Annotated in this window: 21 protein-coding genes and 1 tRNA gene; 20 read left to right on the top strand and 2 right to left on the bottom strand. The window is 39.2% G+C overall.

Going from position 1 to position 21404, the window contains the following annotated elements:
- Positions 1-51 precede the first annotated feature (51 nt).
- The 18 genes from B7717_RS01160 (at position 52) to B7717_RS01070 (ending at position 18123) form a co-directional block, all read left to right on the top strand.
- The gene (locus B7717_RS01160) at positions 52-447 is read left to right on the top strand and encodes a helix-hairpin-helix domain-containing protein (protein WP_000038699.1); all 396 of its coding nucleotides are present in this window, start codon (positions 52-54) and stop codon (positions 445-447) included.
- Between the two features lie 277 nt (positions 448-724).
- The gene (locus tag B7717_RS01155) at positions 725-1285 is read left to right on the top strand and encodes a GNAT family N-acetyltransferase (protein WP_084944011.1); all 561 of its coding nucleotides are present in this window, start codon (positions 725-727) and stop codon (positions 1283-1285) included.
- A complete protein-coding gene (locus B7717_RS01150; RefSeq protein WP_084944010.1) occupies positions 1285-1863 on the top strand; it encodes an AAA family ATPase in 579 nt (192 codons plus the stop codon). Before B7717_RS01155 ends, B7717_RS01150 begins: the two co-directional genes overlap by 1 nt.
- The gene (locus B7717_RS01145; protein ID WP_084944009.1) at positions 1856-4507 is read left to right on the top strand and encodes a valine--tRNA ligase; all 2652 of its coding nucleotides are present in this window, start codon (positions 1856-1858) and stop codon (positions 4505-4507) included. The genes B7717_RS01150 and B7717_RS01145 overlap by 8 nt, the downstream gene beginning before the upstream one ends.
- 141 nt (positions 4508-4648) lie before the next feature.
- Positions 4649-5887 (top strand): TRM11 family methyltransferase, encoded by a 1239-nt coding sequence (locus tag B7717_RS01140; protein ID WP_239822778.1) that lies wholly within the window; start codon positions 4649-4651, stop codon positions 5885-5887.
- Positions 5888-5891: 4 nt separating this feature from the next.
- Complete coding sequence (locus tag B7717_RS01135; RefSeq protein WP_084880116.1) at positions 5892-7784, top strand: AAA family ATPase; 1893 nt, start codon at positions 5892-5894, stop codon at positions 7782-7784.
- A 1-nt stretch (position 7785) separates the two neighbouring features.
- Positions 7786-8385: a hypothetical protein gene (locus tag B7717_RS01130; protein ID WP_084880114.1), complete on the top strand. Its 600-nt coding sequence runs from the start codon at positions 7786-7788 to the stop codon at positions 8383-8385.
- Positions 8378-9364, top strand: a complete 987-nt coding sequence (locus B7717_RS01125) for a hypothetical protein (RefSeq protein ID WP_084880113.1) — start codon at positions 8378-8380, stop codon at positions 9362-9364. Before B7717_RS01130 ends, B7717_RS01125 begins: the two co-directional genes overlap by 8 nt.
- Positions 9365-9930: 566 nt before the next feature.
- Positions 9931-10521 carry a DNA-directed RNA polymerase subunit delta gene (gene rpoE / locus B7717_RS01115; RefSeq protein ID WP_000418415.1) on the top strand — a complete coding sequence of 197 codons (591 nt, stop codon included), beginning with the start codon at positions 9931-9933 and terminating at the stop codon, positions 10519-10521.
- 328 nt (positions 10522-10849) lie between these two features.
- Positions 10850-12457, top strand: coding sequence for a CTP synthase (locus B7717_RS01110; RefSeq protein WP_084944008.1), 1608 nt, complete (start codon positions 10850-10852; stop codon positions 12455-12457).
- 166 nt (positions 12458-12623) lie between these two features.
- Positions 12624-12923, top strand: a complete 300-nt coding sequence (locus B7717_RS01105) for a DUF4651 domain-containing protein (protein ID WP_084944007.1) — start codon at positions 12624-12626, stop codon at positions 12921-12923.
- Complete coding sequence (locus B7717_RS01100; protein ID WP_084944006.1) at positions 12920-13237, top strand: thioredoxin family protein; 318 nt, start codon at positions 12920-12922, stop codon at positions 13235-13237. Before B7717_RS01105 ends, B7717_RS01100 begins: the two co-directional genes overlap by 4 nt.
- A gap of 15 nt (positions 13238-13252) precedes the next feature.
- Complete coding sequence (ytpR, locus tag B7717_RS01095) at positions 13253-13879, top strand: YtpR family tRNA-binding protein (protein ID WP_084944005.1); 627 nt, start codon at positions 13253-13255, stop codon at positions 13877-13879.
- Positions 13880-13920: 41 nt separating this feature from the next.
- Positions 13921-14682, top strand: coding sequence for an SDR family NAD(P)-dependent oxidoreductase (locus B7717_RS01090; protein ID WP_084944004.1), 762 nt, complete (start codon positions 13921-13923; stop codon positions 14680-14682).
- Positions 14683-14758: 76 nt separating this feature from the next.
- Positions 14759-15154, top strand: coding sequence for a single-stranded DNA-binding protein (locus B7717_RS01085; RefSeq protein WP_000282459.1), 396 nt, complete (start codon positions 14759-14761; stop codon positions 15152-15154).
- A gap of 155 nt (positions 15155-15309) precedes the next feature.
- Positions 15310-15594: a co-chaperone GroES gene (gene groES, locus B7717_RS01080; RefSeq protein ID WP_000917326.1), complete on the top strand. Its 285-nt coding sequence runs from the start codon at positions 15310-15312 to the stop codon at positions 15592-15594.
- Between the two features lie 15 nt (positions 15595-15609).
- Positions 15610-17232, top strand: coding sequence for a chaperonin GroEL (groL, locus tag B7717_RS01075; protein WP_000031557.1), 1623 nt, complete (start codon positions 15610-15612; stop codon positions 17230-17232).
- 123 nt (positions 17233-17355) lie between these two features.
- On the top strand, positions 17356-18123 hold the full coding sequence (locus B7717_RS01070; protein WP_084921629.1) for an epoxyqueuosine reductase QueH: 768 nt from the start codon (positions 17356-17358) through the stop codon (positions 18121-18123).
- A gap of 70 nt (positions 18124-18193) precedes the next feature.
- On the opposite strand, the gene ntdP is transcribed toward B7717_RS01070, so the two are convergent.
- Positions 18194-18727, bottom strand: a complete 534-nt coding sequence (gene ntdP, locus B7717_RS01065) for a nucleoside tri-diphosphate phosphatase (RefSeq protein ID WP_070696466.1) — start codon at positions 18725-18727, stop codon at positions 18194-18196.
- 88 nt (positions 18728-18815) lie between these two features.
- Positions 18816-19592, bottom strand: a complete 777-nt coding sequence (recX, locus tag B7717_RS01060; protein WP_049478835.1) for a recombination regulator RecX — start codon at positions 19590-19592, stop codon at positions 18816-18818.
- A 37-nt stretch (positions 19593-19629) separates the two neighbouring features.
- On the opposite strand from recX, the gene rlmD reads away from it, so the two are divergent.
- Positions 19630-20991, top strand: coding sequence for a 23S rRNA (uracil(1939)-C(5))-methyltransferase RlmD (gene rlmD, locus B7717_RS01055; protein ID WP_084944003.1), 1362 nt, complete (start codon positions 19630-19632; stop codon positions 20989-20991).
- A gap of 66 nt (positions 20992-21057) precedes the next feature.
- A tRNA-Glu gene (locus B7717_RS01050) sits at positions 21058-21129 on the top strand.
- Positions 21130-21404: the final 275 nt, after the last annotated feature.

The following is a 21404-nucleotide window of genomic DNA, read 5'->3' as shown; positions in this document are numbered from 1 at the left end:
CTTTATTAAATCCTTGTCAGAGCAGGGATTTTTTATTGAAAGGATTTTATCATGTCAAAGAAACTCCAACGTAAAAAACAATTGCGAAATAGCCTTCGTCGCTCAGGTGCCTTTTCAAGTACGGTGACCAAAGTTGTCGAAGAGACCAAAAAAGTCGTGAAACACGCAGAAAAATCTGCCAGCGAAGCAGGAAAAGTTGTCTCTAAAAAAGTGGAACAAGCAGTAGAAGCGACCAAGGAACAAGCTCAAAAAGTAGCCAATTCAGTAGAAGATTTCGCAGCTACTTTGGGTGGCCTCTCAGTAGATCGTGCTAAGACTTTCTATGATGAGGGGATCAAGTCGGCTGCTGACTTTAAAAACTGGACTGAAAAAGAACTCCTTGCCTTGAAAGGAATTGGCCCAGCTACCATTAAGAAATTAAAAGAGCACGGAATCAGCTTCAAGTAATCTTTCTTGCCCCTTGCATTTCCGAGAAAAACTTGCTACAATAGAGCCATTAGAGGTGTTTTGGATCCCACATTTTACAGAAAGTGGCGGTGCTGAGAAGTCCACAAATGTGTCAAAACTGGTTGCTGATGGATGAAAATGAAATAATATTGTCTTTTTATTTTAAAGACGAGAGTTGCGGGCGTCTGCCCGAAATTGGGTGGTACCGCGGATTAGCACATTCGTCCCTGTCATGTAGATGGCAGGGGCGATTTTTTGTAGAAAGCGAGGTAGAAGGATGACAAGAGCAACATTGCCAGAACGTTTAGAAACCGAACGGCTAGTCTTGCGAGTCCGTACCGTGGCTGATGTTGTGGATATCTTTGACTATGCCAGCAGGCCAGAAGTTTCCTACCCAGCAGGCTTTCCGCCCGTCAAGAGCTTGGAAGATGAGATTTATTATCTGGAGCATATTCTGCCCGAGCGTAATGAAAAGAACGATCTTCCAGCGGGCTATGGAATTGTCGCTAAAGGAACCGATAAGGTCATCGGCTCTGTTGATTTCCCTCGTCGTCACGAGGATGATGTCTTGGAGATTGGCTATATCTTACATCCAGACCATTGGGGTCTAGGTTATGTTCCAGAAGCAGCGCATGCCTTGATTGACCTAGCTTTTAAAGAACTGGGTCTTCATAAGATTGAACTGACTTGCTTTGGGTATAACCTTCAAAGTCAACGAGTCGCAGAGAAACTTGGCTTTACCTTAGAAGCTCGAATCCGAGACCGTAAAGATGCCCAAGGCAACCGCTGTGACGATTTGAGATACGGCTTGCTGAGGAGTGAGTGGGAGGTGATTTGATGCATCTTTTCATCATTGGGGCTCCAGCTTCTGGGAAAATGACGATTGGTCAAGAGTTATCTCGACTGACAAATGCTACCCTCTTTTATAACCATCAAGCCATCGATTTTGCACTAGAAATCTATCAGGACTATACAGAGGAAATGTGGAAATTTGTTCGTGGAATTACCTTTTCTTTCCTTGGAGCAAGTGCTAGGAATCAGCGATCTGTGATTTTAACAGACGTAATTGATTTTTCAAATCAGTACCAGCTGCTGTATTTGAAGCAAATTCAGGATTTGTTGGATGATTATCATCAAGAGATTCTGTTTGTTGAGTTGGAAACGACACTTGAAGAGCGCTTACGTCGAAATAGAACGGAGAATCGATTAAAGAATAAACCCTTAAAACGACATATTGAGATATCTGGAAGAGAAATTTTGGAGACTGCTGAAACACTTCAATTAAATTCTCAACATCAACCGAATGAGTTGTACCACTACCTTAAAATAAATAATACGAATCTGTCTGCAGAAGAGGTTGCTAAGCAGATTCAAGATAAAATGAATACAATAGAGAAAGGACAAACACATGTCTAAACAACTTTCACCTAAATACAATCCAGCCGAGGTTGAGGCTGGTCGTTACCAAAAATGGCTTGATGCGGATGTTTTCAAGCCTTCTGGCGATAAAAAGGCTAAGCCTTATTCTATCGTGATTCCACCACCAAACGTAACTGGGAAACTCCACCTCGGTCACGCTTGGGATACAACTTTGCAAGATATCATCATCCGTCAAAAACGCATGCAAGGTTTTGATACACTTTGGCTTCCAGGGATGGACCACGCAGGGATTGCGACTCAGGCTAAGGTTGAGGAACGCTTGCGTGGTGAGGGCATTTCCCGTTACGACCTCGGTCGTGAGAAATTCCTTGACAAAGTCTGGGAATGGAAAGACGAATATGCCACTACTATCAAGGAACAATGGGGCAAGATGGGGCTCTCTGTAGACTACTCTCGCGAGCGTTTCACTCTTGATGAAGGCTTGTCAAAAGCTGTTCGCAAGGTTTTCGTGGACCTTTACAAGAAAGGCTGGATCTACCGCGGTGAGTTTATCATCAACTGGGACCCAGCAGCTCGCACAGCTCTTTCTGATATTGAGGTTATCCACAAGGACGTGGAAGGTGCCTTCTACCACATGAACTACATGCTAGAAGACGGCTCACGCGCCCTTGAAGTGGCGACAACTCGTCCTGAGACCATGTTTGGGGACGTTGCGGTTGCGGTAAATCCAGAAGACCCACGCTACAAGGACTTGATCGGTAAAAATGTTATCCTTCCAATCGCTAATAAATTGATCCCAATCGTTGGGGATGAACACGCAGATCCTGAGTTTGGTACTGGTGTCGTGAAAATCACGCCTGCTCACGATCCAAACGACTTCTTGGTTGGTCAACGTCATAACTTGCCACAAGTTAACGTCATGAACGACGACGGAACCATGAATGACTTGGCCTTCGAATTTGCAGGCATGGACCGTTTTGAAGCTCGTAAGGCAGTCGTTGCTAAGTTGGAAGAAATCGGTGCCCTTGTTAAAATCGAAAAACGTGTCCACAGTGTTGGTCACTCAGAGCGTACAGGTGTTGTGGTTGAACCGCGCTTGTCTACGCAATGGTTCGTTAAGATGGACCAATTGGCGAAAAATGCCATTGCCAACCAAGACACAGAGGACAAGGTAGAATTCTACCCACCTCGTTTCAACGATACCTTCCTCCAATGGATGGAAAATGTCCACGACTGGGTAATCTCTCGTCAGCTCTGGTGGGGTCACCAAATCCCTGCTTGGTACAATGCTGAGGGTGAAATATATGTCGGCGAAGAAGCACCTGAAGGTGACGGATGGACTCAGGACGAAGATGTCTTGGATACGTGGTTCAGTTCTGCCCTTTGGCCATTCTCGACCATGGGCTGGCCTGATGTCGATTTAGAAGACTTTAAACGTTATTATCCAACATCAACTTTGGTGACTGGTTATGATATTATTCCGTTCTGGGTGTCTCGGATGATTTTCCAAGGTTTGGAATTTACTGGCAAGTCGCCATTCAAAAATGCCTTAATTCATGGTCTCATTCGTGATGAGCAAGGACGCAAGATGTCGAAATCTCTCGGTAACGGGATTGATCCAATGGATGTTATTGATAAGTACGGAACAGATAGCCTTCGTTGGTTCCTTTCAAACGGTTCTGCCCCAGGACAAGACGTGCGCTTCTCTTACGAGAAAATGGATGCTTCATGGAACTTCATTAACAAGATCTGGAACATCTCTCGCTACATCCTCATGAACAATGAAGGCTTGACCCTTGAGCAAGCAACTGCCAATGTCGAAAAAGTTACCAACAAGGAAGCTGGAAACGTCACAGACCGCTGGATTCTCCACAACCTCAATGAAACGATCGGCAAGGTCACTGAAAACTTTGACAAGTTTGAATTTGGTGTGGCTGGCCATATCCTCTACAACTTCATCTGGGACGAGTTTGCGGACTGGTACGTTGAGTTGACCAAGGAAGTCCTTTATAGTGATAACGAAGAAGAGAAAGTCATCACACGTTCTGTTCTCCTTTATACTTTGGACAAGATCCTTCGACTCCTTCACCCAATCATGCCATTTGTGACAGAGGAAATCTTTGGACAAATCTCTGAAGGCTCTATCGTTACAGCGGAATACCCAACTGTTAATCCAGCCTTTGAAGACCTTGCTGCCCACACTGGTGTAGAAAGTCTCAAAGACTTGATCCGTGCCGTTCGGAATGCGCGTGCGGAAGTAAACGTAGCACCAAGCAAGCCAATCACCATCCTTGTGAAGACTAGCGATAGTGATTTGGAAGCCTTCTTTAACAGCAATGTCAACTACATCAAACGCTTCACAAATCCAGAACACTTGGAAATCGCATCAAACATCCCTGCACCTGAACTCGCCATGTCAAGTGTCATCACAGGAGCAGAAATCTACTTGCCACTGGCAGACCTTCTTAATGTCGAAGAAGAGCTCGCTCGTCTCGACAAGGAACTGGCTAAATGGCAAAAAGAACTGGACATGGTTGGTAAGAAGCTCTCTAACGAACGTTTCGTAGCCAACGCCAAACCAGAAGTCGTCCAAAAAGAACGCGACAAACAAGCCGACTACCAAGCTAAATACGACGCGACCGTAGCGCGTATTGATGAGATGAAGAAGTTGGTGAAATAAACATAGAAACACGGTGATAAACCGTGTTTTTTTGTGGTATAATTAAAACAACTCTAATTGTTAATAAAGAAATACGAATTGAATAAAGTGAGAGCTATAATGTATAGATATGTGAACTATGTTAAAGAATACGGAAGAATTATGCAATTCAATAAAAATAAAGATATTTGTATACATAGATGGTATCCTTTTGTTGAGGGATACTCAAAGGAGTTTATTGAGGCTATAGTAAACGAACAGACCCAAAAAGTAGAATTCTGTTTAGAACCATTTTCAGGTAGTGGCACAACTGCTTTGGAATTATCTCTAAAGGGAATAAGCTGTATATCGTTTGAGGTAAACCCTTTTATGTTTACCTTGTCTAAAGCTAAACTAAAAGTTTCTCAATATAAAAGACGTACAATTAAGTCTCATATTTTAAAAATTAAGAAACACATAGCTTCTTTAAATGATAACGAGATTGATTTATATAGTGGATTTTCTACTTTAATTGAGGGAAAGGAAAAAAAGAAGTGGAATATAGATCGTGAAGTCTTTATTGCAATTGAAAAACTTAAGAGAGCTATTAATAGTCTATCGACAACATTATATAAAGAAGTTTACATTATTTGTTTGGCCAATATATTACTAGAATACAGTAATTTGTATCGAAACGGCAAGTGTTTATCTTACAAAAAAGATTGGAAAGAAAATTTATACTCACAGGAACAAGTAATAACAAGTTTTTTTAATTTTATTAATAATGTTATCATTGAGGATCTTGAGAGGCTGGAGACCAACAACTTTTCTAATCATGATTTATTATATTTAGGTGACACACGGAAACTAATTTTTGAGAATGTGGATGATAATTCTGTGGATTTAATTATTACTTCTCCTCCGTATCTGAATTCAAGGGATTATACAGATTCATATATGCTAGAATTAAAAGCGCTAGATTTTTTAACAAATTATAATGATATTAAAAAATTACGAGAACAGACTATACGCTCACATGTCCAGTTAAAAATACGAAATCTAAAGGGGGTACAAAGTAAGATTCTTAAGGCTACCATATCTGAAATGGAGTCTCTAAGCAAAGATTCAGTAGCATGGAATACGGAAATTCAAAGTATGATTATTGCTTATTTTGAAGATATGGAGATCATTTTTAATGGGATGTATCAAAAGCTCAAAAAAGGGCGACGGGTCTATTTTAATGTTTCAAATTCTGCTTATTTTGGAGTGTTAATTAATACTTTAGAGATTTGTTCTGAAATTGCTGAAAATATAGGATTTGAAGTTGTTGAAATAAGAAAAGCTCGTTACTTAAATCCAAGTCCTCAGCAGAAGGAAAAGATTGGCAAATTACTTGAAGGTGTAATAGTATTGGAGAAATAATACGATGGAATTTAACTACTACTTACCAAAGATTAAACGGCTAAAAATTGATAATTTTGATTTGTATAAATGTCCACTTGAAATAGACTTATCAGATAAATTAAATATTATATTTGGAACTAACGGTTTGGGAAAAACAACGTTGCTAAACATAATAAGATACTCGGTAATAGGTCCCTACAAAGGAAGAGAAAGAGTTAGAAATTATAAAGATCAGCAAAAATCCAGACGTCCTATGTTTGATAGAGATTATTTTAAAAATCGAATGCAAGTTCCTTTAAATGAGGCAGAAGTCGAAGTTGAATTTTCTATTGCGAATGATACATTTGTAACCAAGCATAGTTTATATTCACATAGGCTAATTAGTTTTAGCGTTAATGGAAAAAAAGAGGAAGAAAGAGAGAAAGAACTGGATTATGAGAAGTATGAAAGAAAATACTTTGCTTCAATCAATGATAAACAACTAAGCGAATCTTTAATTAATAAGTATCATAAAGAGTTAATTAAATCTTCAGGTTTTCCAGATATAAACTCATTTATTTTGATGTTAACTGAGATAATGTTTTTCTCGGAATCAAGAAATTTTGTGTTTTGGGATGAAAATCTTAGTAAATTGGTTTTGAGTAAGTTTATGCCAAAAGAGAAGTATTTTGAATATAGTGAGACTCAGAAATTGATAAAAAAATATGATAGCCAGGCTAGGTTGCGATCATATAAAATGTCAATGGTAAAAGAATTTTTAGGAGAGGACTTAAATAAATCTGACTACAACGTATACTCTCTTAAAGATTTGGAAGATGTGGAATTTAAAATTAAGACGATCAATACAAAAATTCATGAATATAGAGAACTCTTAAACAAAAGAACTCAAGAAAGACTCCAGAATAGAGCAGAAATAGATAGACTTAGAGCAGAACTTGGAGTTCTTGAAAACAAATGGTACAGGAATATTTTTCCTAATGACTATCAAGACTTTTATGATAAATTTACTCCAATTTTAAGTTCGGGAGTATGTCCATTCTGTGGAACTGAACATATTGATTTTCACATTGATATTTTAGAGTGTTTTTTTTGTAAGAGTAGGATAAATATTAATACAGATGTAGATTTAACAGAAATAGAGATAAAGCAAAAGAATCTACAAATTAAAAAGAAAACGTTAGATTTAAGGTATGAGGAGTTGAACAAAGAAATTGAGATTATTAACAACTCAGTAAAAGATGGAGAAAGTGAACTTTTTGAAATAACTAAAGAAAAATTAAAAATTAAAAGAAAAATGGATAGTGTGCCTAATGATAATCTTGAGAAATATAACCAATTGAATCGTGAAAAAGAGCTATTTTTAAATAAATTAGAGGAAACTAAGAAAAAAGAAAATCAATTAGCAGATGATATCGATCAAAGCATAAAAAGTGTATTTTTAAATTTTAGTAAAATATTTTACAAGTACGCCTATTCTTTTTTAGGAAATGATTCAAATATTAGATTAGAATTAGTTGGTAGTGGAGAGAACACGCTTTTTAAATTCTTTTTAAATAATTCAGCACGAGAAAGCGAAGAATCACTGTCAGAGTCACAAAGAATTTTCATTGATATGGCTTTCAGGTTAGCTACACTAGAGTTTTTTCATAAAGATACTTATTTTATGAGTGAAACACCTGATAGTACTCTAGATTATTTATTTGAAGAAAATGCGGTCGATACTTTTAATAGTTACTTAGAATCAGGGAATACTTTATTTCTTTCTGCCAATGCTCGTAATAGTTCATTGGTAAGCTCGCTCATAAAGAAAAATAGTTCAATTAAAATTATTAATTTATTAGATATTTCAAGGCATGCAAATAAACAGTATAAAGAGATAGAAGAATTGGATATTTACAAATTGCTAAGGAGATAGTATGAATAAAAAACTGTATTATTATATGTTGCTTTTTTTATATTCGCTTAGACTTAAAAACAATATAACAAAAAATTCACTTTTTCGTTATATTTATATATTCATGGTTTCAAATTCATTCTTGAATGATGATGAAAGTGAAATTCTAGATGAATTGATAATTGATCCTAAAGTTGGAACAGTTAATACATTTCAAATGGAAGCCACATTGAAATTTCTAAGCTCTCAAGATTATATTTCCCTCAATAGTTTTAAAATCAACATTTGTGATAAATTGCTAACAGAGTGTAGTAAAAATCAGGAAAGATCTAAAAAATTTAAGGATGACTTAAAATCAGTTGCTTACTTTGTAAATATGATTTCATCATATAGTGATGAGATTGTTTTGTCTATTTTTTTTAATGAACCAAATATTGAAGATGCCTTGAGTAGAAATAAAACTAAGATTTCATTGAGTAATAACCAACTTTATAAATTATTGGAAAACTTTCAGAATAGAGCAAAATCATCTAATGTTGATCTAGACAAATACGATGTATTTATTGCTTGGTTAGACTATATTTTCGAAGAATATCTGAAAGGAAAAGAGATAAATGCTTGATGCTGAAAAATTTTTAGAAAGAGCTTCAAAGACAGAAAGTGTAATTAGTGAGACTAAATTATTAGATATCTTTGCCGAGCATAATAAAGTTGTCGTTATCTGTACACAATCGAATCTAAGTATTACAGAAAAATTGGATGAGTTATTGTCAGAAATACTGGTCTTACCTATTGCTAAGATACATTGTATCGATATAAATGAATCTGAATTCACTTCTAAAGAAATAGCCTTAAGTAAAATTTCTGATTCTGAATTTATTAATATGGTTTTAGATATTTCTAGGGAAAAAAATTGTATTGTGTATGCTGTAAATGAAGGGATAAAACTAATTGCTCAAAATGGTAAGATAAACACAGAGGTAGATGCATGCTTAGCAAAGACTAAAACAATGCAAGAGCAATTAAATTTATTAAAACCAATTTCAGAATTAAAAGAAGTGTTTGAAACCTTTAATCTAGAGTGTCAATATCAAGAGTACTATTATAGCGAATGTTTCAATTCCAACGGAAAAATTAAAGCTGAGATAAAAGAGCAGAAATTACGTAATATTTTATTAGAATTTTTAAAAAATAAAATGAAGGGTGAAGTTTCTATCGAATACTGTACATCGATTATAAGAGATGAGGAATCTGTGGATATTTATTTAAATGATGGTCAAGAACAAGCGATTATAGAAGTGAAATTTTCCTTTTTAAGGTCTATTTATGAAGGAAAAAGTAACTATAAATTACAAGATAAATGTCTGCTAGGAATTGAACAACTTGATAGATATGCAAAACATTTACAAGAAGATAACAGGTTAGTCGAGTATGGTTTTATTTATATGTTTTTTCATAACGCGAATAACGAACAAGAACTTCTAGATGTTAAAACAAATATCCATAACTACGTTAACAGTAAAACTTTATCTGATGCATTTTATTCAATTTATCAAAAAATAATTTTTAATAATCTTGCGCTCTGGAAAAGCAAACTGTAGATAATAAATGTTATCTAGTATAGTTCCTTACTTTTAGCCATCCCATATCTGTTTAATAGATTAAAATATAGAACTTTCCCGTAAGGAATTTAATATGTTTTATATTACCAGTAAGTATTTCTTATTTTTTATAATTAAACTATCTTAAAACAATGATATGTTGATAGATGTGTTTTTGCTGATATTTCAATTTCTTATATGTTCTATTCCTAATACTGAATAGTTACTTCATCATTAGAATAAATTTTTTAGACAGTATTTTTATATTAAGCTTTGTGTCAATATTTTGGAAACCAACTCACTACATAACAAATCTTCTAAGTTCGAACGCCCTGAGAGGTACAGCATCACAGCTTAATTTTCAGCATCGAATTTATCTGGATTGATACCGAAAATCCACCAAGCGATGCCATCGGCTGGGTAGCAAAGAAATAAAAAGTCCTGCCACTTTCTCCCATTTAACCTTTGACTATTCCGCAAAATTATCGTACAATAAAGAGTACATGATAAAATGAGGTCAGAGTCTGTTCGCTCTGGCGATAGTAGTAAAAATGAGGAGAAACGCTTTGGAATTAGAAGTATTTGCTGGGCAAGAAAAAAGTGAACTATCTATGATTGAGGTAGCGCGTGCTATCTTGGAACTTCGTGGTCGCGACCATGAGATGCATTTTAGCGATCTTGTAAACGAAATTCAAAATTACCTTGGAACATCAAACAGCGATATCCGCGAAGCTTTACCTTTGTTCTACACAGAGTTGAACTTTGACGGTAGCTTCATCTCTCTTGGAGACAACAAATGGGGCCTTCGTTCATGGTATGGTGTAGACGAAATCGACGAAGAAATCATCGCTCTTGAAGAAAGTGACGACGATGAAGTAGCACCAAAAGCTAAGAAAAAACGTGTCAATGCCTTTATGGATGGTGATTCAGATGCCATTGACTACAATGCAGATGATCCAGAAGACGAAGACGCATACGAAGCAGATCCAGCTCTTTCATATGATGATGAAAATCCAGATGATGAGAAAAATGAAGTGGAAGCTTATGATGCAGAAATCAACGAGATCGCTCCTGATGACTTGGGTGAAGATGTAGATCTTAACGAAGAAGACGACGAATTTTCTGACGATGACGCTGAAACGAGTGAAGAAGAGTAAAAGACTTCACAGAGGAGATCGCCTGATCTCCTTTTTTGTCGCTTGGGTAGAGTAGTTAAGTGAGTCTTCCGTTGGGTTGTAGATCTTTAGTTGGTTTTCTGAAAACAATCTCCTTTTTTCATCTTTTACCAATTCGGGTTGACAAATGTTCTGCTTTGAGGTATTATATTGTTCGGGCACCTCTTTTAGAGGTCGGGGCTCCCTAGTTACTAGGGAGCTATTTTTGTTTTTCAGGAAGTTTTCTTGAAAAATCGTTATCCATAAGGGTCTTGTTTTCTATATCCCCTCGTAGTTAACAAGGCCTTGAGCATTTTAGAAAGAGGAATTTATGTCTACGAAATATATTTTTGTAACTGGTGGTGTGGTGTCGTCTATTGGGAAAGGGATTGTGGCAGCAAGTCTGGGCCGTCTCTTGAAAAATCGTGGTCTAAAAGTAACCATTCAAAAGTTTGACCCTTATATCAATATCGATCCGGGAACCATGAGTCCTTATCAGCACGGGGAAGTCTTTGTGACAGATGATGGGGCTGAGACAGATTTGGACTTGGGTCACTACGAACGTTTCATCGATATCAATCTCAACAAATATTCCAACGTGACAACTGGTAAAATCTACAGTGAAGTTCTTCGTAAGGAACGTCGTGGTGAATACCTTGGTGCAACTGTCCAAGTCATTCCTCATATCACAGATGCTTTGAAAGAAAAAATCAAGCGTGCTGCTGTAACGACTGACTCTGATGTCATTATCACAGAGGTTGGTGGAACAGTTGGAGATATCGAATCCTTGCCATTCCTAGAGGCCCTTCGTCAGATGAAGGCAGATGTGGGGGCAGATAACGTCATGTACATCCATACAACCTTGCTTCCTTACCTCAAGGCTGCTGGTGAGATGAAGACCAAGCCGACTCAGCATTCTGTAAAAGAATTGCGTGGTTTGGGAATCCAGCCAAATATGTTGGTCATTCGTACAGAAAAACCAGCTGGTCAAGGAATTAAAAATAAACTAGCTCAGTTCTGTGACGTAGCTCCAGAAGCTGTTATCGAGTCTTTGGATGTCGAACACCTTTACCAAATTCCATTGAACTTGCAGGGTCAAGGCATGGACCAAATTGTCTGTGACCATTTGAAACTAGACGCACCAGCAGCGGATATGACAGAATGGTCAGCTATGGTGGACAAGGTCATGAACCTGAAAAAACAAGTTAAAATTTTCCTTGTCGGTAAGTATGTGGAGTTGCAAGATGCCTACATCTCAGTGGTTGAAGCCTTGAAACACTCTGGTTATGCCAACGACGCAGAAGTGAAGATTAATTGGATCAACGCCAATGATGTGACAGTAGAGAATGTGGCAGAACTCTTGTCTGATGCGGACGGAATCATCGTACCAGGAGGTTTTGGCCAACGTGGTACGGAAGGAAAAATTCAAGCCATCCGTTATGCGCGTGAGAATGATATTCCAATGTTGGGAGTCTGCTTGGGAATGCAGTTGACTTGTATCGAGTTTGCTCGTAACGTTTTAGGTCTTGAAGGTGCCAATTCTGCAGAGCTTGATCCTGATACAAAATATCCTATCATTGATATCATGCGTGACCAAGTTGATGTTGAGGATATCGGTGGCACCCTTCGTTTGGGACTTTATCCATCTAAGTTGAAACGTGGTTCTAAGGCAGCGGCTGCTTATCACAATCAAGAAGTGGTGCAACGCCGTCACCGTCACCGTTATGAGTTTAACAATGCCTTTCGTGAACAGTTTGAGGCAGCAGGTTTTGTCTTCTCAGGTGTTTCTCCAGACAATCGTTTGGTAGAAATCGTGGAAATTCCTGAAAATAAATTCTTTGTGGCTTGTCAGTATCACCCTGAACTTTCCAGTCGTCCGAACCGTCCAGAAGAACTCTACACTGCCTTTGTCACTGCAGCAGTTGAGAACAGCAATTAGCAAAATTCGAACCTTTGAGAATAATCTCAGAGGTTTTTTAATTCATTCAGGAACTCAGGCGCTTGGCAATAAGAATCAGAACTCTTTTTCCTTCACCGAGGGAAGAGGAGTTTTACTTGTTTTTCTGCTACTTCCTCATTTGTCCTAGAGCCCTTTTTGTGTTACAATGAATGGTATGAAAGCTAAGAAATTATGGATGACTGGCTTGACAGTGGCTGGTCTAAGTGCCCTCGCTTTGGGTGCCAAAAAAGCAGCAGATAACCACAAACTTATGAAGACTCAGGAAGAGTTGGCCGCTATCGTGCGCGAACTTTTCTCAGATATGGGAGAGATCGCGACTCTCTATGTTCAAGTCTACGAAAGTAGTCTAGAGCGACTCGTCGGAGGAGTCATTTTTGAGAATGGTCGTCACTATACCTTTGTCTATGAAAATGAAGACCTAGTCTATGAGGAGGAAGTCTTATGATTACTCCCGCTAGTATAGAAGAACTCGCAGGCTTTGTCGAGCAAGATGGCAAGAAGGTTTTCCTTTTTGTGGCGGACTGGTGTGGCGATTGTCGTTATATCTATCCATTCTTGCCAGAGATTGAGGAAACCAATCCAGAGTTCACCTTTATCCGAGTGGACCGAGACCAGTATCTGGATCTGGCCAAACTCTGGGATGTTTACGGGATTCCTAGCCTTGTTGTGCTAGAAAAGGACAAGGAAATTGGCCGATTTGTCAATCGCGACCGTAAAAGCAAGGAACAAATTAATGACTTTTTAGCAGGACTGAAATAGGAGAAAAAGAAAACAATGATTTTTACATATAACAAAGAACATGTTGGCGATGTCCTTATGGTCATCGTGAAAAACAGCGGAGTTGCCAAACTGGACGTGGAGCGTAAAGGCAAGATAGCCCGTGTGTTCCTCAAAGAAAATGGGGAAACAGTGGCTTGGAATATTTTCGACCTTTCAAGTTTGTTTGAAATTGCAGAGCGCGGTCAAGTCTTTTTGACAGATGAGCAAGTCGCTCGTTTGAACCAAGAATTGCAGGCGGAAGGCTTTACAGAAGAAATTGTCAATGACAAGGAACCTAAGTTTGTTGTTGGTGAAATTGTCGAGATGGTGGCTCATCCTGATAGTGATCACCTCAACATCTGCCAAGTTGCAGTCGCAAGTGACAAGACAGTGCAAATCGTTGCAGGAGCACCTAATGCGCGTGTTGGGTTGAAAACCATTGTAGCTCTTCCTGGAGCAATGATGCCCAAAGGCAATCTCATTTTCCCAGGCGAACTTCGTGGTGAAAAGAGTTTTGGCATGATGTGTAGCCCTCGTGAGTTGCATCTACCAAATGCTCCGCAAAAACGTGGGGTTATTGAATTATCAGAAGACCAAGTTGTCGGAACTCCATTTGACCCAGCCAAACACTGGACTGCCTAGGAAATTGTCAGTGCTTGATAGACCAGATAGAGGGGGATAAGATGGCGAAAAATGTAGTGATTACAGGAGCGACCTCAGGAATCGGTGAAGCGATTGCGCGTGCTTATCTGGAGCAGGGGGCGAATGTCGTTCTAACAGGGCGACGGACAGACAGACTAGAGACCCTCAAGTCAGAGTTTGCAGAAACTTTTCCAAATCAAACAGTTTGGACCTTTGCACTGGATGTCACGGATATGGCTATGGTAAAGACTGTCTGCTCCGATATTTTGGAAACGATAGGGCAGATTGATATCTTGGTCAATAACGCTGGACTGGCTCTTGGCTTAGCTCCCTATCAAGACTATGAAGAGTTGGATATGCTGACCATGTTAGATACCAATGTCAAGGGGTTGATGGCAGTCACTCGCTGTTTCTTACCAGCAATGGTAAAAGCCAATCAGGGTCACATTATCAACATGGGGTCAACCGCAGGAATTTATGCCTATGCTGGGGCAGCTGTTTACTCAGCCACCAAGGCTGCAGTCAAGACTTTTTCAGATGGACTGCGAATTGATACCATTGCGACAGATATCAAGGTGACCACCATTCAGCCAGGGATTGTCGAAACTGATTTCTCTACAGTTCGTTTTCACGGTGATAAAGAGCGGGCTGCGACCGTTTATCAGGGGATCGAAGCCTTGCAGGCACAAGACATCGCAGACACTGTTGTCTATGTGACCAGTCAACCCCGTCGTGTGCAGATTACAGATATGACCATTATGGCCAATCAACAGGCGACAGGTTTCATGGTTCATAAAAAATAAAAAATTCTTCGAAAAGTTACAAATTTCTGTAACTTTTTTTGATTCCTTGCGAATAGATAAGTAGGAGGAAGAAAATATGTATAATAAAGTTATCATGATCGGGCGCTTAACGTCTACACCAGAATTGCACAAAACCAACAATGACAAGTCAGTAGCGCGAGCAACTATCGCTGTGAATCGTCGTTACAAAGACCAAAACGGTGAACGTGAAGCTGATTTTGTCAATTTGGTTCTTTGGGGGAAATTGGCTGAAACCTTGGCAAGCTACGCAACTAAAGGTAGTCTTATCTCTGTGGATGGAGAACTTCGTACCCGTCGCTTTGAGAAAAATGGCCAGATGAACTATGTGACTGAAGTCCTTGCCACAGGATTCCAACTTTTGGAAAGTCGTGCCCAACGTGCCATGCGTGAAAATAACGCAGGTCAGGATTTGGCGGATTTGGTTTTGGAAGAGGAAGAATTGCCATTTTAAACATTGAAAAGTCTGAGTTAGTCTCAGGCTTTTTATCTTGCCAAAGTCAGACTTTTTTCTTGACTATTTCTGACCAAGTGATACAATAGAACTATAATTTAGCACTCAGATATAAAGAGTGCTAATAATATGTATTTCATCATGGAGGAAAGCAAATGTTGAAACCATTAGGAGACCGTGTGGTCTTAAAAATCGAAGAAAAAGAACAAACTGTTGGAGGCTTTGTCCTTGCGGGCTCAGCCCAAGAAAAAACAAAAACAGCCCAAGTTGTAGCTACTGGACAAGGTGTTCGTACCTTGAATGGTGATTTGGTTGCTCCAAGCGTTAAGCCTGGAGACCGTGTCTTAGTTGAAGCTCATGCAGGTATTGATGTCAAAGATGGCGATGAAAAGTACATCATCGTTGGCGAAGCTAACATTTTGGCTATCATTGAAGAATAGAAGGAGAAAGTAAGTATGTCAAAAGAAATTAAATTTTCATCTGATGCTCGTTCAGCTATGGTCCGTGGTGTCGATATCCTTGCAGATACTGTTAAAGTAACCTTGGGACCAAAAGGCCGTAATGTTGTGTTGGAAAAATCATTTGGTTCACCATTGATTACCAATGACGGTGTTACTATTGCCAAAGAAATCGAATTAGAAGACCATTTTGAAAATATGGGTGCCAAATTGGTATCAGAAGTAGCTTCAAAGACCAATGATATCGCAGGTGACGGAACGACAACTGCAACAGTCTTGACTCAAGCTATCGTCCGTGAAGGAATCAAAAACGTCACTGCAGGTGCCAATCCAATCGGCATTCGTCGAGGGATTGAAGCAGCGGTTGCCGCAGCTGTAGAAGCCTTGAAAAACAATGCCATCCCTGTTGCCAATAAAGAAGCCATCGCTCAGGTTGCCGCTGTATCTTCTCGTTCTGAAAAAGTCGGCGAATACATCTCTGAAGCTATGGAAAAAGTTGGTAAAGACGGTGTTATCACCATTGAAGAGTCACGTGGTATGGAAACAGAGCTCGAAGTCGTGGAAGGGATGCAGTTTGACCGAGGTTACCTTTCACAGTACATGGTGACAGATAGCGAAAAAATGGTGGCCGACCTTGAAAATCCATACATTTTGATTACTGATAAGAAGATTTCCAATATTCAAGAAATCTTGCCGCTCCTAGAAAGCATTCTCCAAAGCAATCGTCCACTCTTGATTATTGCGGATGATGTGGATGGTGAAGCTCTTCCGACTCTTGTATTGAACAAGATTCGTGGAACCTTCAACGTAGTAGCAGTTAAGGCCCCTGGCTTTGGTGACCGTCGTAAGGCTATGTTAGAAGACATCGCTATCTTGACAGGCGGAACAGTCATCACAGAAGATCTTGGTCTTGAGTTGAAAGACGCTACTATTGAGGCGCTAGGTCAAGCAGCGAGAGTAACTGTGGACAAAGATAGCACGGTTATCGTAGAAGGTGCTGGAAATCCTGAAGCCATTTCCCACCGTGTTGCGGTTATCAAGTCACAAATTGAAACTACAACATCTGAATTTGACCGCGAAAAATTGCAAGAACGCTTGGCAAAATTGTCAGGTGGTGTCGCAGTCATCAAGGTCGGTGCTGCAACTGAAACTGAGTTGAAAGAAATGAAACTCCGCATTGAAGATGCCCTCAACGCTACTCGTGCAGCCGTTGAAGAAGGAATCGTTGCAGGTGGTGGAACTGCTCTTGCCAATGTCATTCCAGCCGTTGCTGATTTGGAATTGACAGGAGATGAAGCAACAGGACGCAATATTGTTCTCCGCGCCTTGGAAGAGCCTGTTCGTCAAATCGCCCACAATGCAGGATTCGAAGGGTCTATCGTCATTGACCGTTTGAAAAATGCTGAAGTTGGTACAGGCTTCAACGCAGCAACTGGCGAGTGGGTCAACATGATTGAAGAGGGAATCATCGACCCAGTTAAAGTGAGCCGTTCAGCCCTTCAAAATGCAGCCTCTGTAGCTAGCTTGATTTTAACAACAGAAGCAGTCGTAGCCAATAAACCAGAACCAGTAGCCCCAGCTCCAGCAATGGATCCAAGCATGATGGGCGGGATGATGTAAAAGCAACTTATAAAAAACACAAAAGGAGGGAACATAATCCCTCCTTTTAAGGTTTTCTCTTCTAAATAGATTTGAGCTCTCCTAACTTATATGATAAAATAAAACTAGAAAAAGGAGAAGAACATGATCGATGTAGAAGAAATTCTGAGCAAGATGAATCCCAATCAGAAGATTAATTATGACCGTGTTATGCAAAAAATGGTACAGATTTGGGAGAAAAATGAGCAACGTCCCACTATTCTCATGCATGTTTGCTGTGCTCCTTGTAGTACCTACACCCTAGAATACCTGACAAAATACGCTGATGTGACCATCTATTTTGCCAATTCCAATATCCATCCCAAGGCAGAATACCACAAGCGAGCTTACGTCACCAAGAAATTTGTTAATGATTTCAATGAGCGAACAGGAAATACGGTTCAGTATTTAGAAGCGCCTTATGAACCCAATGAATACCGGAAGTTAGTCAGAGGACTGGAAGAAGAACCTGAAGGTGGTGACCGTTGCAAGGTTTGTTTTGACTACCGTCTGGACAAAACAGCACAGGTAGCTATGGACTTGGGCTTTGACTATTTTGGTTCAGCTTTGACCATCAGTCCTCATAAGAATTCTCAAACCATCAACAGCATCGGAATCGATGTGCAAAAGATTTACACCACCCACTATCTTCCAAGTGATTTCAAGAAAAATCAAGGCTACAAGCGCTCGGTGGAGATGTGCGAGGAGTATGATATCTATCGTCAATGTTATTGTGGATGCGTCTATGCAGCTCAAGCTCAGAACATTGATCTTGTTCAGGTTAAGAAGGATGCTACGGCTTTCTTGTTGGATAAGGATGTTGAAAAAGACTATTCCCACATCAAGTTTACTGTTACTAAATTAGATATATAGAAACCAACCCAGTTGTAAAGCTGGGTTTTTCAAATAAAAAAACCAGGGCTCTCACCCCGGATTGACAACTTTACCGATTCTTTAGTTCTATGTAGCGTTTGTACCAAATGTTGACATAGGCCTCTGAGAAAGGACCGCGTCCATTGTTGATCCAATAAACAAGGATTTTAACATGCTCTTTCAAAATATAGTCTAAATCATCAGAATACTTCATTTTACGTTTATGGCGCTCATACTCTTCAACGTCCAAGAGACGCTTTTCACCATCAGTGAAGACCTTGACATCCAAATCATAATCAATGTATTTCAGGGCTTCCTCATCTAGATAGTAGGGGCTAGCCATATTGCAATAGTAGGAAATCCCATTATCGCGAATCATAGCAATGATATTAAACCAATATTTTTTGTGAAAGTAAACAATAGCCGGTTCTCGAGTCACCCAACGACGACCGTCACTTTCGGTAACAAGTGTGTGGTCGTTGACGCCGATAATGGCGTTCTCTGTTGTTTTTAGTACCATGGTGTCTCGCCAAGTACGGTGAAGACTCCCATCATGCTTATAACTTTGAATTGTAATAAAGTCGCCTTCTTTTGGAAGTTTCATAACTAACCAACTTTCTACAATTTATAAGTTTATCGTTTACTATTATATCATAAATCGGTCTAATTTTTTTGAATTTTACACGAAAATATTAAAGATATTCTCTGAGAGCGATGGCTATATCCGAAAAATCATAGCCTTTTCGAGCTAAAACTTGGGTTAAACGTTGTTTAAGTTCGTATCCTTTATACTTTCGAGCATACTTAGCATATTGTTTGTCTAGCTCTTTAAAAATGAGTTCTTGAGTCGTTTCTTGGTCGACTTGACTGTCCAAGTCATCAAAGGCACTTTTAGCATCAGAATAGGAGAAGCCTTTGTTCGTCAAGTTTTGGATAATCTTATCTTGCAAGGCACGAGAGGGAAGCTTTCCATTGTATTTTTTAAGCAGTTTTTCTGCAACACGTTGAGCAATCTCTGAAAAATCAAAATCCTTTAAAACCTCTTCAATAGTTGATTTGGCAATCCCTTTTTGAGACAGTTTTTGAGCTAGCACATAGGGTCCCTTATCTCCAGAAAGTTGATTGGCATTGATGATGGAATAAGCATACTGATGGTCATTAATCCAGTTATCTTCTTTTAGGTTAGCGATAACTTGACTAGTGATTTTTTCATCAAGATCATACTTTTTCAGATACTCACGAACTTCCTTTTCGGTTCGAGCTTTAAATGATAGATGGTAGAGGGCGAGATTCTTACCATAAGAAAACTGAGCAAAGCCCTGTATCTCGATTAATTCTTCCTTGCTAACCACCTTATCTTTAGACAACATAAAACGGACAATGGTATCTTCCGTGATATAAGATGTTTGCTGTCCATCTAACTCCATCAAGTAGAGACGTTTTTTCTTTTCAAGTTTTGTGATTTTCATAGTTCTATTATACCCTAAAATGTGATAAGATAGGGGTATGAATCTGAAAGTCAAACAAAAAATACCTTTAAAAATCAAGCGGATGGGTATCAATGGTGAGGGAATCGGTTTCTACCAGAAAACCCTCGTTTTTGTGCCAGGTGCCCTCAAAGGAGAAGATATCTATTGTCAGATTACTTCTATTAAACGCAACTTTGTTGAAGCAAAATTACTAAAGGTTAATAAGAAGTCTAAATTTCGAGTCGTACCAGCTTGTACGATTTATAATGAATGTGGTGGTTGCCAAATCATGCACCTCCACTATGAAAAACAGTTAGAGTTCAAAACGGATCTGCTCCACCAAGCCCTGAAAAAATTTGCCCCTGCAGGATATGAAAACTATGAAATCCGTCCAACTATCGGAATGCAGGAACCAAAGTACTACCGTGCTAAGCTTCAATTCCAGACTCGGAAATTTAAAAATCAGGTCAAGGCAGGTTTGTATGCGCAAAACTCTCATTATCTCGTAGAGTTAAAAGATTGTTTGGTGCAAGATAAGGAAACCCAAGTGATTGCGAATCGCCTAGCTGAACTTCTTACTTACCACCAAATTCCAATCACAGATGAGAGAAAAACACTCGGTGTTCGCACCATCATGGTACGCAGAGCAAGAAAAACGGGGCAAGTTCAGATAATCATTGTTACGAATCGTCAGCTTAATTTAACCCAGCTAGTAAAAGACTTAGTTAAAGATTTTCCAGAAGTCGTCACAGTTGCAGTCAATACAAATACAGCAAAAACAAGTGAAATCTATGGTGAAAAGACAGAAATTATCTGGGGTCAAGAGAGAATTCAAGAAGGAGTACTCGACTATGAGTTTTCTCTCTCACCCCGAGCTTTTTATCAACTTAATCCGGAGCAGACAGAAATTCTCTATAGTGAAGCAATTAAGGCTTTGGATGTCAGCAAAGAAGACCATCTAATCGATGCTTATTGTGGTGTTGGGACGATCGGATTTGCCTTCGCAAATAAGGTCAAGAGTCTTAGAGGAATGGATATTATTCCAGAAGCCATAGAAGATGCCAAGAGAAATGCTCAAAAAATGGGGTTTGACAATACCCATTACGAAGCGGGGACAGCAGAAGAGATTATTCCACGCTGGTATAAAGATGGCTACCGAGCGGATGCCTTGATAGTTGACCCTCCTCGTACAGGCTTAGATGATAAGCTGTTGGAAACCATTCTGACCTATGTTCCAGACAAAATGGTCTATGTATCCTGCAATGTTTCGACCTTAGCGCGAGATTTGGTTAAACTAGTAAAAGTCTATGACCTCCAGTATATCCAGTCGGTCGATATGTTTCCCCACACTGCACGGACAGAAGCAGTGGTTAAATTAGTGAAGAAAAGAAAAAATTAACTTCACTGAAAAAAGTCCTTGACAAAGGTAAAAAAGTAGGTATAATAGAAAGAGTTGAAAAACTCAGGTCCGTTGGTCAAGGGGTTAAGACACCGCCTTTTCACGGCGGTAACACGGGTTCGAATCCCGTACGGACTATGGTGTATTGCGGTTAAAAAAACTTGAAAAAAGTTTAAAAAATCTGTTGACAGAGGCAGGTAGCTGTGATATACTAATATAGTTGTCGCTCGAGAGAATGAGTGACAAAGACCTTTGAAAACTGAACAAGACGAACCAATGTGCAGGGCACTATAACTAAGGTTATAGTACTGAACAATGAAAAAACAATAAATCTGTCAGTGACAGAAATGAGTGAGAACTCAAACTTTTAATGAGAGTTTGATCCTGGCTCAGGACGAACGCTGGCGGCGTGC

It is taken from the genome of Streptococcus oralis subsp. oralis, assembly GCF_002096495.1.
GTDB lineage: Bacteria > Bacillota > Bacilli > Lactobacillales > Streptococcaceae > Streptococcus > Streptococcus oralis_CU.
This window is presented reverse-complemented; position numbering and strand designations above follow the sequence as displayed.

What these genes read in the sequence shown, in the direction of transcription:
- B7717_RS01160 (WP_000038699.1), top strand. Translation starts at nt 52, where the DNA reads ATGTCAAAGAAACTCCAACGTAAAAAACAATTGCGAAATAGCCTTCGT.
- B7717_RS01155 (WP_084944011.1), top strand. Translation starts at nt 725, where the DNA reads ATGACAAGAGCAACATTGCCAGAACGTTTAGAAACCGAACGGCTAGTC.
- B7717_RS01150 (WP_084944010.1), top strand. Translation starts at nt 1,285, where the DNA reads ATGCATCTTTTCATCATTGGGGCTCCAGCTTCTGGGAAAATGACGATT.
- B7717_RS01145 (WP_084944009.1), top strand. Translation starts at nt 1,856, where the DNA reads ATGTCTAAACAACTTTCACCTAAATACAATCCAGCCGAGGTTGAGGCT.
- B7717_RS01140 (WP_239822778.1), top strand. Translation starts at nt 4,649, where the DNA reads ATGCAATTCAATAAAAATAAAGATATTTGTATACATAGATGGTATCCT.
- B7717_RS01135 (WP_084880116.1), top strand. Translation starts at nt 5,892, where the DNA reads ATGGAATTTAACTACTACTTACCAAAGATTAAACGGCTAAAAATTGAT.
- B7717_RS01130 (WP_084880114.1), top strand. Translation starts at nt 7,786, where the DNA reads ATGAATAAAAAACTGTATTATTATATGTTGCTTTTTTTATATTCGCTT.
- B7717_RS01125 (WP_084880113.1), top strand. Translation starts at nt 8,378, where the DNA reads ATGCTTGATGCTGAAAAATTTTTAGAAAGAGCTTCAAAGACAGAAAGT.
- B7717_RS01110 (WP_084944008.1), top strand. Translation starts at nt 10,850, where the DNA reads ATGTCTACGAAATATATTTTTGTAACTGGTGGTGTGGTGTCGTCTATT.
- B7717_RS01105 (WP_084944007.1), top strand. Translation starts at nt 12,624, where the DNA reads ATGAATGGTATGAAAGCTAAGAAATTATGGATGACTGGCTTGACAGTG.
- B7717_RS01100 (WP_084944006.1), top strand. Translation starts at nt 12,920, where the DNA reads ATGATTACTCCCGCTAGTATAGAAGAACTCGCAGGCTTTGTCGAGCAA.
- ytpR (WP_084944005.1), top strand. Translation starts at nt 13,253, where the DNA reads ATGATTTTTACATATAACAAAGAACATGTTGGCGATGTCCTTATGGTC.
- B7717_RS01090 (WP_084944004.1), top strand. Translation starts at nt 13,921, where the DNA reads ATGGCGAAAAATGTAGTGATTACAGGAGCGACCTCAGGAATCGGTGAA.
- B7717_RS01085 (WP_000282459.1), top strand. Translation starts at nt 14,759, where the DNA reads ATGTATAATAAAGTTATCATGATCGGGCGCTTAACGTCTACACCAGAA.
- groES (WP_000917326.1), top strand. Translation starts at nt 15,310, where the DNA reads ATGTTGAAACCATTAGGAGACCGTGTGGTCTTAAAAATCGAAGAAAAA.
- groL (WP_000031557.1), top strand. Translation starts at nt 15,610, where the DNA reads ATGTCAAAAGAAATTAAATTTTCATCTGATGCTCGTTCAGCTATGGTC.
- B7717_RS01070 (WP_084921629.1), top strand. Translation starts at nt 17,356, where the DNA reads ATGATCGATGTAGAAGAAATTCTGAGCAAGATGAATCCCAATCAGAAG.
- ntdP (WP_070696466.1), bottom strand. Translation starts at nt 18,727, where the DNA reads ATGAAACTTCCAAAAGAAGGCGACTTTATTACAATTCAAAGTTATAAG.
- recX (WP_049478835.1), bottom strand. Translation starts at nt 19,592, where the DNA reads ATGAAAATCACAAAACTTGAAAAGAAAAAACGTCTCTACTTGATGGAG.
- rlmD (WP_084944003.1), top strand. Translation starts at nt 19,630, where the DNA reads ATGAATCTGAAAGTCAAACAAAAAATACCTTTAAAAATCAAGCGGATG.